General features: G+C 66.6%; 14 protein-coding genes. 4 read left to right on the forward strand and 10 right to left on the reverse strand.

Features of this window, described 5'->3' with window-relative positions:
* The first annotated feature begins 48 nt into the window (after positions 1-48).
* The gene (locus G4G71_RS28525; protein ID WP_169942088.1) at positions 49-651 is read left to right on the forward strand and encodes a GNAT family N-acetyltransferase; all 603 of its coding nucleotides are present in this window, start codon (positions 49-51) and stop codon (positions 649-651) included.
* Between the two features lie 94 nt (positions 652-745).
* Positions 746-1,114: a VOC family protein gene (locus tag G4G71_RS28530; RefSeq protein WP_169942090.1), complete on the forward strand. Its 369-nt coding sequence runs from the start codon at positions 746-748 to the stop codon at positions 1,112-1,114.
* 128 nt (positions 1,115-1,242) lie between these two features.
* Here G4G71_RS28530 and G4G71_RS28535 read toward each other — a convergent pair whose 3' ends face one another.
* The 9 genes from G4G71_RS28535 to G4G71_RS28575 all read right to left on the reverse strand — a co-directional run bounded on the left by G4G71_RS28535 (position 1,243) and on the right by G4G71_RS28575 (position 10,859).
* The gene (locus tag G4G71_RS28535; RefSeq protein ID WP_169942092.1) at positions 1,243-2,715 is read right to left on the reverse strand and encodes an aldehyde dehydrogenase family protein; all 1,473 of its coding nucleotides are present in this window, start codon (positions 2,713-2,715) and stop codon (positions 1,243-1,245) included.
* 25 nt (positions 2,716-2,740) lie between these two features.
* Complete coding sequence (locus G4G71_RS28540; RefSeq protein ID WP_024764643.1) at positions 2,741-3,559, reverse strand: ABC transporter permease; 819 nt, start codon at positions 3,557-3,559, stop codon at positions 2,741-2,743.
* A 1-nt stretch (position 3,560) separates the two neighbouring features.
* Positions 3,561-4,472 carry an ABC transporter permease gene (locus G4G71_RS28545; protein WP_169942094.1) on the reverse strand — a complete coding sequence of 304 codons (912 nt, stop codon included), beginning with the start codon at positions 4,470-4,472 and terminating at the stop codon, positions 3,561-3,563.
* Positions 4,473-4,599: 127 nt separating this feature from the next.
* Entirely contained in the window at positions 4,600-5,742 is a 1,143-nt protein-coding gene (locus G4G71_RS28550; protein WP_169942096.1) for an ABC transporter substrate-binding protein, read from the reverse strand.
* Between the two features lie 60 nt (positions 5,743-5,802).
* Complete coding sequence (locus tag G4G71_RS28555) at positions 5,803-6,918, reverse strand: ABC transporter ATP-binding protein (protein ID WP_169942098.1); 1,116 nt, start codon at positions 6,916-6,918, stop codon at positions 5,803-5,805.
* A 219-nt stretch (positions 6,919-7,137) separates the two neighbouring features.
* Positions 7,138-7,956 carry a helix-turn-helix transcriptional regulator gene (locus G4G71_RS28560; RefSeq protein ID WP_169942100.1) on the reverse strand — a complete coding sequence of 273 codons (819 nt, stop codon included), beginning with the start codon at positions 7,954-7,956 and terminating at the stop codon, positions 7,138-7,140.
* A 169-nt stretch (positions 7,957-8,125) separates the two neighbouring features.
* Positions 8,126-9,505 (reverse strand): RNA helicase RhlE1, encoded by a 1,380-nt coding sequence (locus tag G4G71_RS28565; protein WP_169942101.1) that lies wholly within the window; start codon positions 9,503-9,505, stop codon positions 8,126-8,128.
* Between the two features lie 50 nt (positions 9,506-9,555).
* Complete coding sequence (locus G4G71_RS28570) at positions 9,556-10,032, reverse strand: LabA-like NYN domain-containing protein (protein ID WP_024764639.1); 477 nt, start codon at positions 10,030-10,032, stop codon at positions 9,556-9,558.
* A gap of 80 nt (positions 10,033-10,112) precedes the next feature.
* Positions 10,113-10,859: a DUF2076 domain-containing protein gene (locus tag G4G71_RS28575; protein ID WP_169942104.1), complete on the reverse strand. Its 747-nt coding sequence runs from the start codon at positions 10,857-10,859 to the stop codon at positions 10,113-10,115.
* A 159-nt stretch (positions 10,860-11,018) separates the two neighbouring features.
* Between G4G71_RS28575 and G4G71_RS28580 the strand changes: the two genes are divergently transcribed.
* Together G4G71_RS28580 and G4G71_RS28585 are read left to right on the forward strand one after the other, a co-directional pair.
* Entirely contained in the window at positions 11,019-11,669 is a 651-nt protein-coding gene (locus G4G71_RS28580) for a YciC family protein (protein ID WP_169942106.1), read from the forward strand.
* Positions 11,670-11,757: 88 nt separating this feature from the next.
* Entirely contained in the window at positions 11,758-12,189 is a 432-nt protein-coding gene (locus G4G71_RS28585; RefSeq protein WP_169942108.1) for a VOC family protein, read from the forward strand.
* Between the two features lie 406 nt (positions 12,190-12,595).
* Here the strand turns inward: G4G71_RS28585 and G4G71_RS28590 are convergent, their stop codons facing one another.
* Positions 12,596-13,432: an SDR family oxidoreductase gene (locus G4G71_RS28590; protein WP_169942110.1), complete on the reverse strand. Its 837-nt coding sequence runs from the start codon at positions 13,430-13,432 to the stop codon at positions 12,596-12,598.
* Positions 13,433-13,559: the final 127 nt, after the last annotated feature.

Below are 13,559 nucleotides of genomic sequence, written 5' to 3' on the forward strand. Positions count from 1 at the left end.
ATGGAACCATGGTGCTAAATTCTCGACTCCCACCCAGGAGTCGCCTGCATGTCGCTGACCTTCCGCCGCGCCCGCCCCGATGATGTCGCCGCCATCCCGCTTATCTACAGCTCCGGCCCCGACGCCTTCGACTATGCCTTCGCCCGCCCCGGCCGCAACAGCGCGCAGGATTTCCTGCGTTACGCCTTCGTCCAGGGCGGCGGGCAGTTCGGCTGGCGCCAGCACTGGGTCGGCGAACAGGACGGGCAGGTCGTGGCTGCCGGCACCGTGTTCGGCGGCGAGGTGACGCTGGGCTACATGCTCGCGGCCACGCGGCAGATTCTCGGCTATTTCGGGCTGGGCGCGCCCGGCGTCATCCGCCGCGGCCTGCAACTGGAAAGAATCATCTGCCCACCGCCGCGCAGGACACTGTACCTCGCCCACCTGGGCGTCACCTCGGACCTTCGTGGCGAGGGGCTGGGCAGCCAGTTGATCGAGCACTTCCTGCAGATCGGCCGCAGCAACGGCCTGCCCATGGCTGCACTGGACGTCTCGGTGGCCAATCCCAAGGCCCAGGCGCTCTATGAGCGTTTCGGCTTCGAGGTGCAGGTGGAGCGCGTCTCGACGCTGCCGGGCGTCTCCAGCCATCGCTACATGCAGCGCAAGCTCTGAGTTAGACTCGCGGCCAGCCGCCCGCCAGAGACGGCTTGATCCCGCAGAGAACACCGTCGAAAAGCCTGCTCACGAATTACCAGGAAGGTTGCCCATGAGCACTGCCAGCGTTGAACTGAAAGTCTTCGTCCCCGCCCGCGATTTCGCACTCTCCCAGCAGTTCTACAAGGACCTGGGCTTCAACTCGCCGTGGACCTCCGAGGAGCTCGCCTACTTCCACCATGGCGACCATTGCGCCTTCCTGCTGCAGAACTACTACGTCAAGGAATTCGCCGAGAACCTGATGTTGCACCTTCTGGTGGAAGACGCCGACGCCTGGTACACGAAGGTCCTCGACTCCGGCCTCGCCGAGCGCTATGGCGTGCGCCTGGGTGCGCCGGAAGACCAGCCGTGGAAGATGCGCGACTTCACCCTGCACGACCCGAGCGGCGTGCTCTGGCGGATCGGGCATAACCTCGATTGATACGCTGGTAACAGCCGGAGCCTTGCTTCGCCTGTGGGAGCGAGCTTGCTCGCGAATGGAACCTCAGGCCACACCGCATTCCCGGCCAACCTTTGTTCGCGAGCAAGCTCGCTCCTACAGTGATGCCGCTACTTCAGGTACCAGCCCCAGGGCTGGTCGGAGATGTACTCGGTCACCTGCTTCACCTCCAGGTAATTCTCCAGCCCCCAAACGCCCAGCTCGCGGCCGATGCCGCTTTGCTTCATGCCGCCCCAAGGCGCCTGGGTGAAGGTAGGTTGCGAGCAGTTGACCCAGACGATCCCCGCCCGCAGCCCGTCCGCCACTCGCGCGGCGCGCTGCGGATCGCCCGACATCACCGCGCCGGCCAGGCCGAAGCGGCTGTCGTTGGCCAGGCGCAGGGCCTCAGCCTCGGTCTTGAAGCGCTTTACGCAGAGTACCGGGCCGAAGATTTCCTCGCGCCAGATCAGCGCGTCCTCGGCCGGTTCGTCGAAGATTGCCGGCTCGATGAACCAGCCCTGCTCCAGCCCCGCCGGACGCTTGCCGCCGGTGAGCAGGCGAGCGCCACCGGCGCGGCCCTTGTCGACGGATCCGAGCACCTTCTCGTGCTGCCCCTGGCTGACCAGCGGGCCGAGCAGCACGCCCGGTTGCAGGCCGTTGCCGATGGTGATGGCGCGGGTCGCTTCCACCAGCCGCTCGATCAGGCGCGGGGCGATGCCTTCCTGCACCAGCAGGCGCGAGGTGGCGCTGCACACCTGCCCCTGGTTCCAGAAGATGCCGAAGAGAATCCATTCCACCGCCGCCTCGACATCGCTGTCATCGAAGACGATGAAGGCCGACTTGCCGCCCAGCTCCAGGCTGACGTTCTTGATGTCCTGCGCCGCCGCCGACATGATCCGCGAGCCGGTCGGCACGCTGCCGGTGAAGGCCAGCTTGTCCACGCCCGGATGCTGGCTCAGCGGCCCGCCGGCCTCCGCGCCCAGCCCCGGCAGCACGTTCAGCACGCCTGCCGGCAGCCCGATGGCATCTGCGGCGGCAGCCAGCTCCAGGGCGCTCAGTGGCGTCAGCTCGGACGGTTTGAGCACGCAGGTGGCACCCGCTGCCAAAGCCGGCGCCACCTTCCATGCCGCCATCAGCAGCGGGTAGTTCCAGGGGATGATCTGCCCCGCCACGCCCACCGGTTCCTGCCGGATACGGCAGCGGAAGCGTTCGTCGGGCAGTGGCAGAGTCTGGTCCTGGCGCTCGTCCAGCTCCCGCGCCAGCTCGGCGTAATAGCGGAAGCAGCCGATGGCGTCGGCCACGTCCCACTGCGCCTCGGGCAGTGGCTTGCCGTTGTCGCGCACTTCCAGTTCGGCCAACGAGTCCTGGTTGCGTTCCAGCTCGCCGGCCAGCGCTTCCAGCCATTCGGCGCGCTCGCTGCCGCGGCTCTGCCCCCAGCCACGATTGAACGCGGTGCGCGCCGCGCGCACCGCGTGGTCGACGTCTTCCTCGGTGGCCGCCGGCACTTCGCGCAGCGGCTGGCCGGTGGCGGGGTCGTAGCTGGTGAAGCGGCCGCCCAGGTCCGGCCTGACCCACTGCCCGTTGATGTAGAGCTGGTCGCGCATCCTCGAGTCTCCTTGAAGTCGGCCCTCAGGCGGCCTGAACGCCGGTGCGGCGGTTCTGCAGGTAACGGGAGGTGAACAGCAGCGCCAGCGAGGCGCAGATGATCACCGTGGAGATCGCGTTGATCTCCGGCGTGATGCCGCGGCGGATCGACGAGAAGATGTAGATCGGCAACGTGGTTTCCGAGCCGGCGACGAAGAAGGCGATGATGAAATCGTCGAAGCTGAAGGTGAAGGCCAGCAGGAAGCCGGCGAGGATCGCCGGGGCGATCTGCGGCAGGGTCACCCGCCAGAAGGTGTCCAGCGGCGGCGCGTAGAGGTCGGCGGAGGCTTCCAGCAGCGACTTGTCCATCGCCTCGACGCGGGTGCGGACGATCACCATCACCAGCGCCATGGTGAACAGCGAGTGCGCCGCGACCACGGTGCCGAAGCCCATGTTGAGTTTCGGCAGGCCGATATCCAGCAGCGCCAGCAGCGGGTTCACCACGTCGAACAGGGTGATGAAGGCGATCAGCGTGGCAATGCCGATGACGATGCCCGGCACGATGATCGCGCAGTAGGTCAGCGCGTCGAACAGCAGGCGCACGCGCTTGCCGACGCGCTGCAGGCCGAACACCGCGAGGGTGCCGAACAGCGTGGCGATCAGCGCCGAGCAGAAGGCGATCAGCGCGCTGTTGCCCAGCGCTTCCATGATGAACGGGTTGCCGAAGGCGCGGCCGAACCACTGCACCGAGCAGCACTGGAAGCTCAGCCCGCTGCGCCCGGCGTTGAAGGCGAAGAGCATGATCAGCGCGATGGGCGCGTAGAGGAACAGGTAGACCGAGGTGGAGTAACTGCGCAGCCACATGTCAGAGCACCCCGTCGTTGCGTGAGCCGCCGTAGCGCGCCACGAGTTTCAGGTAGACGCCGATGATCACCAGCATCATCGCCACCAGGGTCATCGCCACCGCGCTGCCGAACGGCCAGTTGCGCGATTGCAGGAACAGGTCGACCAGCGCGTTGCCGACGAAGAACACCTTGCCGCCGCCGAGGATCGCCGGGATCAGGAACTCGCCCATGAGCAGGATGAACACCAGCATCACCCCGGTGATCACCCCCGGCGCGGACAGCGGCAGGGTCACCCGGCGGAAGGTCTCGAAGGCGCTGGCGCCGAGGTCGCCGGAGGCTTCCAGCAGGCGCTTGTCGAGCTTCTCCAGAGTCACGTAGATGGGAAACACCATCAGCGGAAGGTAGCCGTAGACGATACCGATCAGTACCGCGTAGGCCGTGTTGATCAGCCGCACATCGGCGATGCCGAAGCTCTCCAGCAGCGCGGGAATGCCGCGACCGCTGAGGATGAAGATCCAGGCGTAGGTGCGGATCAGGAAGCTGGTCCAGAACGGCACGATGACCAGCGTGAGCAGCAGCGACTTGTTGCGCCGCACCTTCACCGCCAGGAAGTAGGCCAGCGGGTAGGCCGCCAGCAGGCAGGCCAGGGTACCCAACGGCGCCAGGGTCAGGGTGTTCCAGAAGGCCTGGGCTCGGGAACCGAGGTTCAGGTAGTTCTCCAGCGTCAGGCCGCCACCGTAGCCTCCCACGGCGCTGCGCTCGCCGAAGCTGAAGACCAGGATGATCACCAGCGGCATCAGCAGCAGTAGCAGGAACCACAGGGTGGACGGCAGGAGCAGCAGGAGCGTGACGCGCCGGCCGAGGCTTTTCGCGCGCGAGGCCGTGGGCGTCGCCTGGGTCTGCGGCAACGGGGCGCTGACAGCGATGTTCATGTTCGATTCCCTACGCATGGAGTTACGCAGTTCCCCTGTAGGAGCGCGCTTGCTCGCGAAAGAATTCACCGGCAGCTCGGGAGCTGGGCGGTTCGCGAGCAAGCTCGCTCCTACAGGGAGACCTTCCTCAGGCGGCCTTGAACCGCGCCATCAGTTCGGCGCGCGCCGGGCTGGTGAGGGTCGCCGCGGCGCCGAACTCCAGCGGCGACAGGCGCTCGGCCGCCGGGTACATGATCGGGTCGTCGAGCATCTCCTTGGAGAGCAGCGCATCGACGCGCTTGTCGCCGCTCGGGTAGCCGTGGGAGAGCACCTCCAGCTTGTTGTGTTGCGGATCGAGCAGGTAATTGATGAACGCGTAGGCCGCGTCACGGTGCTCGGCGCTCTTGGGAATGGCGAAGAAGTCACTCCAGATTTCGCCGCCTTCCTTGCCCAGCACGAAGGTCATGTCCGGGTTGTCGCGGTGCAGCTGCGAGGCGTCGCCGGTCCAGGCCATGGCCATCCAGGCGTCGCCGTTGCGCAGCGAGGGCTGGATGTCGGAGTTGATCGCGAACAGGTGCGGCTTGGCCTGGATCAGCAGCTTCTCGGCCTCGGCCAGTTCCTTCGGGTCCAGCGAATTGAAGCTGTAGCCGTAATACTTGAGTGCATTGCCGATGGCGGTGAGCTGGTAGTCGTGGACGATGGTGCGGCCCGAGGCGCTGGTCAGGGTCAGGTCCCAGAACTGCTTCCAGGAGTCCGGGCTGCCCTTGACCTTGCTGGCGTCGTAGACGATGCCGGTGGTGCCCCAGTTCTTCGGCACCGCGTAGACCTTGCCGTCCACCGTGCCCTGGGCCATGAAGCGTTCCTCGAAGGCCTTGGGGTCGAAGTTGGGGATGCGCGAGAGGTCCAGTGGTTCGATCAGCCCGAGCTGCACGTAGGTGCTGATGGTGTAGTTGGTCGGCACGAAGACGTCCCAGCCGCTGCCGCCGGCCTGCAGCTTGGCGAGCATCTCCTCGTTGGAGCCGAACACGTTCATCTGCACCCGCGCACCGGTGGCCTTGGCGAAGGCGTCGAAGTTCTCCTGGCTGTGGTAGTTCGGCCAGGTGGCCAGGGCCAGGCGGTCGCCGATGTTGCTGCCCTCGGCAGCGTAAGCCTTGCCGCTCAGCAGACCGGGAGTGTTGGCGGCGACCACGGCCATCGCCAGGCCGAGACCGGTCTTGCCGAGAAAGTCGCGCCGCGTGATGGAGCCGTTTTCCCAGCTGCGCATCGTCTTGATGAAGCTCTTCTTGTCCATCTTCACTCCCCGCCTGTCTGCTGATTGTCGTTATGGTTGGATCGTCGGGCTGTGCCCGGTTCAAAGAGCCATGGCCAGGCCGCTGGCCTGGTTCCAGCCGACCTGCACCGGCGCGCCGTGCTCGAAGGCCTCAACCTCGCCGCCGGCCTTGCGCGGCACGCGCACGCAGACGATGCCGAAGGCGTCGGTGCGAACGCGGTATTCGGTGAGATTGCCCAGGTAGATGCGGTCCTCGACGCGGCCCTTCAGGCGCACCTCGCGCTGCAACTCCGAATCCGCAGCGGCGATGCCCACCAACTCGGGGCGCACGGCGATGCAACCCTCGGCCTGGGGTGAGAGCGAGGGGCCAGTGGGTGTCGGCGGGCTGCTCAGTTCCAACCCGGCCGGCGTGCCCAGCACCACGCGGCCGGAATCGAGGCGGCGAACGGTGCCGGCGAACAGGTTGGACTCGCCGATGAAGTCGGCCACGTAGCGGCTCGCCGGGGTCTCGTAGAGCGCCTCGGGAGTGGCGGTCTGGATGATCAGGCCGTCCTTCATGATGCTGATGCTGTCGCTCATCGACAGCGCTTCTTCCTGGTCATGGGTGACCAGCACGAAGGTGATGCCGACCTCGCGCTGCAGCCGCAGCAGCTCGGACTGCATCTCCTTGCGCAGCTTGCGGTCCAGCGCCGCCAGCGGCTCGTCGAGCAGCAGCACGGTGGGCTTGTTCACCAGGGCGCGGGCCAGCGCCACGCGCTGCTGCTGGCCGCCGGAAAGCTCGTGGGGCTTGCGCGTGCCGAAACCGGAGAGGCGCACCATCTCCAGCGCCTCATCGGCCATGCGGCGCTGCTGCGCGCGGTCCGGGCGCGGCGTGCGGTAGCGCAGGCCGTAGGCGATGTTTTCGGCCACCGTCAGGTGCGGGAACAGTGCGTAATGCTGGAACACCATGTTCACCGCGCGCTGGTGCGCCGGCACCCCGGCCACCGCCTGGCCGGCCAGCAGGACCTCGCCTTCGCTGGGCTGCTCGAAGCCGGCGATCATCCGCAGGGTGGTGGTCTTGCCGCAGCCGGAGCTGCCGAGGAAGGAGTGGAAAGCGCCGCGCTTCACCTTGAAGCTCAGCCCGTTGACCGCCGGCACGCTGCCGTAGCGCTTGACCACGTTACGGAACTCGATATCGACATCCTGACCGCTTTCCATCACCGCGCTCCCACCTTGTTCTTGTTGGTGGTCACGCTAGCAATGGGGCTTTCGGGGTGTATATATCCCTCGGGGGATAGATGGCGGGATTGGTTCTCCCGGCGCGTGATCGCGGGATGTGCATCCCTGTAGGAGCGAGCTTGCTCGCGAACCGCCCAGCGCCGGAGTTATCGGGGAGCCCGTTCGCGAGCAAGCTCGCTCCTACGAAGAGCCGTGCACTTATCCCACCGCAAGCATCCCACCCGCCGCATCGCGCCCGGCCAGCTCGCGGATGAACAGCCCGAGCAGTTCCGACTGGCTGCCGATGCCGAGCTTGGCGTAAAGGTTCTTGCGATGGATCTTCACCGTGCCGGGGCTGATATCCAGCTGCTCGGCCACCGAGGCGCTGGAGTGGCCGCGCAGCAGCAGCTGGACGATCTCCTGCTCGCGGGGCGTGAGCAGCTGGGCGCCGAACTGGTCGAAGGCCTCGCGGATCTGGTAGTCCAGGTCCTGTGCCGGGCGCGGTTGCGCGCGGCGCAGTTCCCAGGCCTCGCGCACCACCTGCTCGACCACCGGCCGCGCGCACTCAAGCAACTGCATCTCGTCGCGGCTGTAGGCCAGGCTGGAAGTCTTGCGCATCAGCGAAAGCACGGCGGTGGCACCGTCGGCCAGGTCGACGAAGAAGGCGATCTCCTCGGTCAGGCCGGTCTGCTGATAGTAGGTCTGGTAGTACTCGCCCACGTAGAAGTGGTCCGGCGCGAACTGCCGCAGACGCCACAGCCCCGGCGCCTGGTGGCGGGTGCAGGCGAGGTAGAAGGGATCGAGCAGGTAGGGGCCGACCTGGTAGTCCTCGACGTAGACGTGGCGGATGTCGGCCGGGAAGGTGTCGAACAGGTCCAGTGGGCGGTGGTTGCCTTCGTAGACGAAGAGCACGAAGTTATCCACCGCACAGACCTGCTGCAGCCACTGGCTGAGGCCGAGCAGGCGCGGGCGACCGGCGGCCAGCGGGAGCAGATGGGCGACTCCGCCGGTCCAGGCTTTGAGTTCCTTGTGGCGCATGGGCTGTCGTTCTTGTTGTGTGCGCGATGGGCACACTATAGGCGTTCGGGATTCCACACGGAAATGCAGCTTTTGCGCCACACCGCGCAAGACCCCGCCACGCCTGGAGACAGCCCCGACTCAGCCCTCGGCGACGCACCGCGATGAAGCAGGCGCGCGCCTTATCGGCTCAGGGGCGGCGAGCGCCCTTGCCGCCGGGCTTTCCGGAAGGCTTGCCAGCGGCGGGCTTGCCACCGGCCGGCTTCCCTCCCAGGCCAAAGCCCGGCGCCTTGCGCACTGCCTTGACCTGCGGCTTGTCGTCCAGGAGCGAGCCCAGGTGGACCTTGCCCGGCTTGCCTTCGGGCACCTTGGGTTGCTTGGGCTTCTTCGGCTTTTTCGTTATCTGGCCGCCAGGGGCGGTGACGGGCACCCGGTGTTCCGCCTCGAAGCCATCTTCTTCCTGGCGCTGCAGGGTCTGGCCGATCAGCGTCTCGATGGCCGCCAGCTGCTGAACTTCGTCGGCACAGACCAGCGAGATCGCCTGCCCGCTGGCGCCGGCGCGACCGGTACGGCCGATGCGGTGCACGTAGTCTTCGGGGACGATGGGCAGGTCGAAGTTGACCACCAGCGGCATTTCCTCGATATCCAGGCCGCGGGCGGCGACGTCAGTGGCAATCAGGAAGTCCACTTCGCCAGCCTTGAACCGCGCCAGCGCGCGCAAGCGCGACGGCTGCGGCTTGTCACCGTGGATCGAGTCGGCGCGGATGCCTTCTTTCTGCAACAGGCCAACCAGCTCGTCGACGCCCTTACGGGTCTTGGCGAACACCAGCGCCTGGCGCCAACCCTGCTCGCGCATCAGGTGCAGGAACAGTTCGGCCTTGCGCTTCTTGTCCACGGTGACCAGGTGCTGCTTCACCGTCTTCGCCGCCGTGTTGCGCGGCGCCACGTCGATGGTCAGCGGGTCGCGCAGCAGCTCGCGAGCCATCTGGCGGATGGCGTCGGAGAAGGTCGCGGAGAACAGCAGGGTCTGCCGGCGCCTGGGTAGCGCGGCGAAGACCTCGTCCAGCTCGCGGGCAAAGCCCAGGTCGAGCATGCGGTCGGCTTCGTCCAGCACCAGCGCCTGCAGCTGGGTGAATTTCAGGGCGTTCTGCCGGTACAGGTCGAGCAGGCGGCCGGGGGTGGCCACCAGCACGTCGACGCCCTTGCGCAGCTTCATCATCTGCGGGTTGATGCTGACCCCGCCATAGGCCACGGCCGTGCGCAGCGGCACATGCTGGCCGTAGGCGCGGAAGCTCTCGTGGACCTGCTCGGCCAGTTCACGGGTCGGCACCAGCACCAGCGCGCGAATGGAGTTGGCCCCCACCTGCGGGCCTTCCTGCAGCAGCTTCTGCAACAGCGGCAAGGCGAAACCGGCGGTCTTGCCGGTACCGGTCTGCGCGGCGGCGAGCAGGTCGCGGCCCTTGAGCACGGCCGGAATGGCCTGGGCCTGCACCGCCGTCGGGTTCTGGTAGCCGAGCCCGTCGAGGGCGCGCAGGAGGGGATCGATCAGGCCGAGGTTGGCGAAGGTCATGGAGCGCTCGCAATACGAATTCGGAATGGGCGGCATTGTAGCCGCAAGGCTCAGGAACGCAGCAGCAGCGCGCCTTCGATGGGCACGTAGCGGCTGGCCGCACGGATCAGCGCCTGGGCGGTGAGGCCCGGCACGCCGTAGGCGGTGGCATCGGTGCCGCCGGCGCGGACGCGGTCCAGGAGCAGGTCGAAGTCACCGTCGCCGGAAGCCAGCACGACTTCGTCCACGTTCGGCGCGGCGTCGAGGATATCGATGGTGATGCCCACGTCCCAGTCGCCCTTGGCCGAGCCGTCGGCGCGCTGGATGTAGGGCTTGAGCTTCACGGTGAAGCCGAGCTTGCGCAGGATCTGCTGGAACTGCTGCTGCTTCGCATCGCCCCGGTCGATGGCATAGGCGTAGGCCTGGACGATGTTGCCCTGGGCACTCAGCTCGGCCCACAGGGCGGCGTAGTTGAAGTGGCAGCCGTAGGCCTGACGCACGGTGTAGTAGAGGTTCTGCACGTCGGCGAACAGGGCGATGGTCTTCAACTATGACTCCGGGACTCGAACAGCGGGGGCGCATTATCGGCACAGCGGCGCGCCCCCGCCAGTCCCGGCGGGCGGGCGGCTCAGCTGAACATGTCGCCGTCGTCGCCACCGAAGAAGCCGGAGTCGTCGCCGAAGCTGCCGCCGTCGTCGTAGTTGGCGTCACTGAAATTGCTGTCGGCGTAGCGGTCGCCGCCGCCAAAGGAGTCGTCCGTCCGCGAGTCGTCGAAGTTCGAAGGCTCCGGCTGCACCGGCTGTTCCTGGATCACTTCGACGATTTCCTGCGGCTGGTTGTGGTGGAACATGCTGGTCAGCAGGTCCGCCACCATCACCCCGCCGGCCACGCCCGCGGCGGTCTGCAGCGCACCGCGCATGAAGCCACCGCCCTGGGGTGCGGCTTGCGCCGGCTGTGCGGGGCGGAAGTCGTTGGGATTGCCGGCCGCAGGATTATTGGCGTACGCCGCATTGCCGCCAGGCTGCGAGAAACGTGTCTGGCCCCAGCCGTCCGGGCGCTGCTGCGGTTGCGCCGCGCGCTGCTCCTGGCTCTGGCCGCCGCCGAACAGCCCGGCGAGGAAGCCGCCGCTGCTCGGGCGCTGCTCCTGAGCCCTGGCCTGCTGCGCTTCGAGTTCCTTGACGCGCTGGTCCAGGCGCTTGATCGCCGCTTCCTGGATCAGCATCGCCTGGGCCATGTAGTACGGCGCGGCCGGCTGTTGCACCAGGTGCCTGTTGATCTGCGCCTCGGCGTCGGCGTCGCGGGGCGCGGTCTGCGACTCGGCGTCACGCAGGCGGGTGAACAGACCATCGATCAGGGATTGCTCTTCGGAATTCATGGCAGGCCTCGAGTGAGCGGGTGGTTCAAAACGGATCGCTGTAGCGAAACATTGGATCGGGTCGGAAAAAAACAAGTTCCGGTCACAGAATTCTTGCGCCTTCTATCTGAGGGTTTGCTTAAGTTAGAGTCGAAGCCCTCGGACAGTATCGGGTTACTGATGAATCCCCTTTCCATCCTCCGCGACACCTGGTTCTTCTTCTCCCGTCATCTGGGCACCCTGGTGCCGCTGTGTCTGCCGTGGATCGTCATCGAGACGCTGGTGCAGCAACAGATCAACGTCGCCGCCGGCTCGCAGAACTTCGCCCCGTGGGGCATGGCCGCGGGCTTGGTGTTCTACCCGATCTACACCGCCAGCCTGATCCTCTACATGATCGACGCGGGCGAAGGTGTAGAGCGCAGCGTGCGCGAACTGTGGAGCGCAGCGTTGCGCCTGTGGCCGGCTTTCGCCCTGCTCTCGGCGATCTCCTCGCTGCTGATCGTGATCGGCCTGTACCTGATGGTACTGCCGGGCATCTTCGTGATGATCAAGCTGGCCTTCGCCGAATTCCTCCTGGCGCAGCGCGGCCGCGCGCCAATCGACGCGATGCGCGAGAGCTTCAGCCTGACCACCGGGCATTTCTTCCTGCTGCTGATCACCTCGCTGGCCATCCTCGCACCGGTGTGGATCGCCGAAGGCTGGATCACCGAGGCCGGCAAGGATGCGCCGGTACTCAGCGTCGCGCTGCACTCGCTGAGCGGGTTTTTCCAGCTGCTGCTGACGGTGGCCGCGTACCGCATCTTCATCCTGCTTGGCCGCGAGGCCGCCTAAGCGGCAGCAAGTCGCAACAAATACCCCGGCACGTCGCGGGCCGGGGTTCTACGCTGGAGTTTCCTTTCCCCGAGTATGGAGACTCGCCGTGAGCGACTTCCCGCCCAGCTGCCTTTCGCACATTTCCATCGGCACCAACGACTACCCGCGCGCCAAGGCGTTCTATGACGCCGTGCTGCCGACCCTGGGCTGCCAACAGATCATGGAGCACCCCGGAGCCGTGGCCTACGGCCGCGCCTTCCCGGAGTTCTGGCTGCAGACGCCGATCGACGGGCGCCCGGCCAGCGTCGGCAACGGCACGCACTTCGGCTTCATGGCCAACTCCCGCGAGGAAGTGGACGCCTTCTATCGCGCCGCGATAGCCGCCGGCGCCACCGACGAAGGCGCCCCCGGCCCGCGCCCGCTCTATGGCGATCCGTACTACGGCTGCTTCATCCGCGACCTGGACGGGCACAAGATCGAGGCGTCGTTCTGGGACATGGCATTGGCGGACGGCTCGTTCGACTCGCACTCACATTGAGCGTAGGAGCGGACTCTGTCCGCGATTGGCCTGGCGCGAGGTGCGATCGATCGCGGACGAAGTCCGCTCCTACCCACCGAGCAGGCACCCCTCGCCGGGCAGGCAAGGAGCCTTGTAGGAGCGAGCTTGCTCGCGAACCCGCTCCACTTTGGCGTCGTCGATAAATCCGTTCGCGAGCAAGCTCGCTCCTACAGGCACGGTTTTCTGAGCGTAGGGCGGACTCTGTCCCCGATTGGCCTCGGCGTGAAGTGAAACCGATCGCGGACGAAGTCCGCTCCTACCCACCGAGCAGGCACCCCTCGCAGGGCAGGCAAGGAGCCTTGTAGGAGCGAGCTTGCTCGCGAACCCGCCCCACTTTGGCGTCGTCGATGAATCCGTTCGTGAGCAGGCTCGCTCCTGCGAAAAGCTAGTACCCCGGCCTGAGCCCCGACATCTTCGGCACCAGGAGCTTCTCGAACAGCCGTGGGAAGAAGCGCGCCAGCAGCCTCGCCCGCCAGTTGACGTTGGACAGCACCAGCAACCGCCGGCGGCGCAACGCGCCCTGATAGATCGCCTCGGCCACATCGCGTGGCGAGGCGACTTCCGCGCCCAACACCACCGCCGGCTGGCGGATTACCGAACCGTCGCCCACCAGGGCGTTCTTGCGCAGGTCGGTGGCAGTGAAGCCCGGGCAAGCCAGGGTGACCGCCACGCCGGTGCCGTCCAGCTCCATGCGCAACGTGTCGAACAGGCCGTGCAGCGCATGCTTGCTGGCGTTGTAGGCGCTGCGGTAGAGCAGCGGCGCGAAGCCGGTCAACGAACTGAGCACGACGATCTGCCCATGCCGCGCCAGCAGGCTGGGCAAGGCCGCCTGGGTGCAGTGAAGTGCGCCGTAGAAATTCACCGCCATTACCCGGCGAAAGACTGCCAGTTCGGTCTCGATGAACAGGCTGCGGTGGGTGATGCCGGCGTTGTTCACCAGCACGTCGATGCCGCCGAAGCGCTCGATCGCCAGTGCCACCGAGCGCTGCACCGCCTCGGCGTCGGCGATGTCGCAGCGCAGGCCGAGGGCTTCGACATTCAGGTGTTCGCGCAGGTGCTGCACCAGGCTGTCCAGCGCCGCCTGGTCGAGGTCGAGGATCACCGGGTGGGCCCCAGCCCGGGCGAAGCGCAGCACCAGGGCGCGGCCGATGCCGGAACAGCCGCCGCTGACCAGCACCACCTTGCGTCGGTAGACGGGATGGGAGAAGAGCTTGCTCGACATGGCAGCCTCCCGGAGCGCGCAGGGTGCGAAACGGCATCTTGCGAACTACGTCGCACAAGGTTTCAGGATAATTCCCACACTAAACACAGAGATGAAATACGAAGTCACAGCCACTATCCTCTGGTCC

Source organism: Pseudomonas multiresinivorans (assembly GCF_012971725.1).
Lineage (GTDB): Bacteria > Pseudomonadota > Gammaproteobacteria > Pseudomonadales > Pseudomonadaceae > Pseudomonas > Pseudomonas multiresinivorans.

Excerpts from the sequence above, each read along its gene's own strand:
- G4G71_RS28525 (WP_169942088.1), top strand. The coding sequence starts at position 49 with ATGTCGCTGACCTTCCGCCGCGCCCGCCCCGATGATGTCGCCGCCATC.
- G4G71_RS28530 (WP_169942090.1), top strand. The coding sequence starts at position 746 with ATGAGCACTGCCAGCGTTGAACTGAAAGTCTTCGTCCCCGCCCGCGAT.
- G4G71_RS28535 (WP_169942092.1), bottom strand. The coding sequence starts at position 2,715 with ATGCGCGACCAGCTCTACATCAACGGGCAGTGGGTCAGGCCGGACCTG.
- G4G71_RS28540 (WP_024764643.1), bottom strand. The coding sequence starts at position 3,559 with ATGTGGCTGCGCAGTTACTCCACCTCGGTCTACCTGTTCCTCTACGCG.
- G4G71_RS28545 (WP_169942094.1), bottom strand. The coding sequence starts at position 4,472 with ATGAACATCGCTGTCAGCGCCCCGTTGCCGCAGACCCAGGCGACGCCC.
- G4G71_RS28550 (WP_169942096.1), bottom strand. The coding sequence starts at position 5,742 with ATGGACAAGAAGAGCTTCATCAAGACGATGCGCAGCTGGGAAAACGGC.
- G4G71_RS28555 (WP_169942098.1), bottom strand. The coding sequence starts at position 6,918 with ATGGAAAGCGGTCAGGATGTCGATATCGAGTTCCGTAACGTGGTCAAG.
- G4G71_RS28560 (WP_169942100.1), bottom strand. The coding sequence starts at position 7,956 with ATGCGCCACAAGGAACTCAAAGCCTGGACCGGCGGAGTCGCCCATCTG.
- G4G71_RS28565 (WP_169942101.1), bottom strand. The coding sequence starts at position 9,505 with ATGACCTTCGCCAACCTCGGCCTGATCGATCCCCTCCTGCGCGCCCTC.
- G4G71_RS28575 (WP_169942104.1), bottom strand. The coding sequence starts at position 10,859 with ATGAATTCCGAAGAGCAATCCCTGATCGATGGTCTGTTCACCCGCCTG.
- G4G71_RS28580 (WP_169942106.1), top strand. The coding sequence starts at position 11,019 with ATGAATCCCCTTTCCATCCTCCGCGACACCTGGTTCTTCTTCTCCCGT.
- G4G71_RS28590 (WP_169942110.1), bottom strand. The coding sequence starts at position 13,432 with ATGTCGAGCAAGCTCTTCTCCCATCCCGTCTACCGACGCAAGGTGGTG.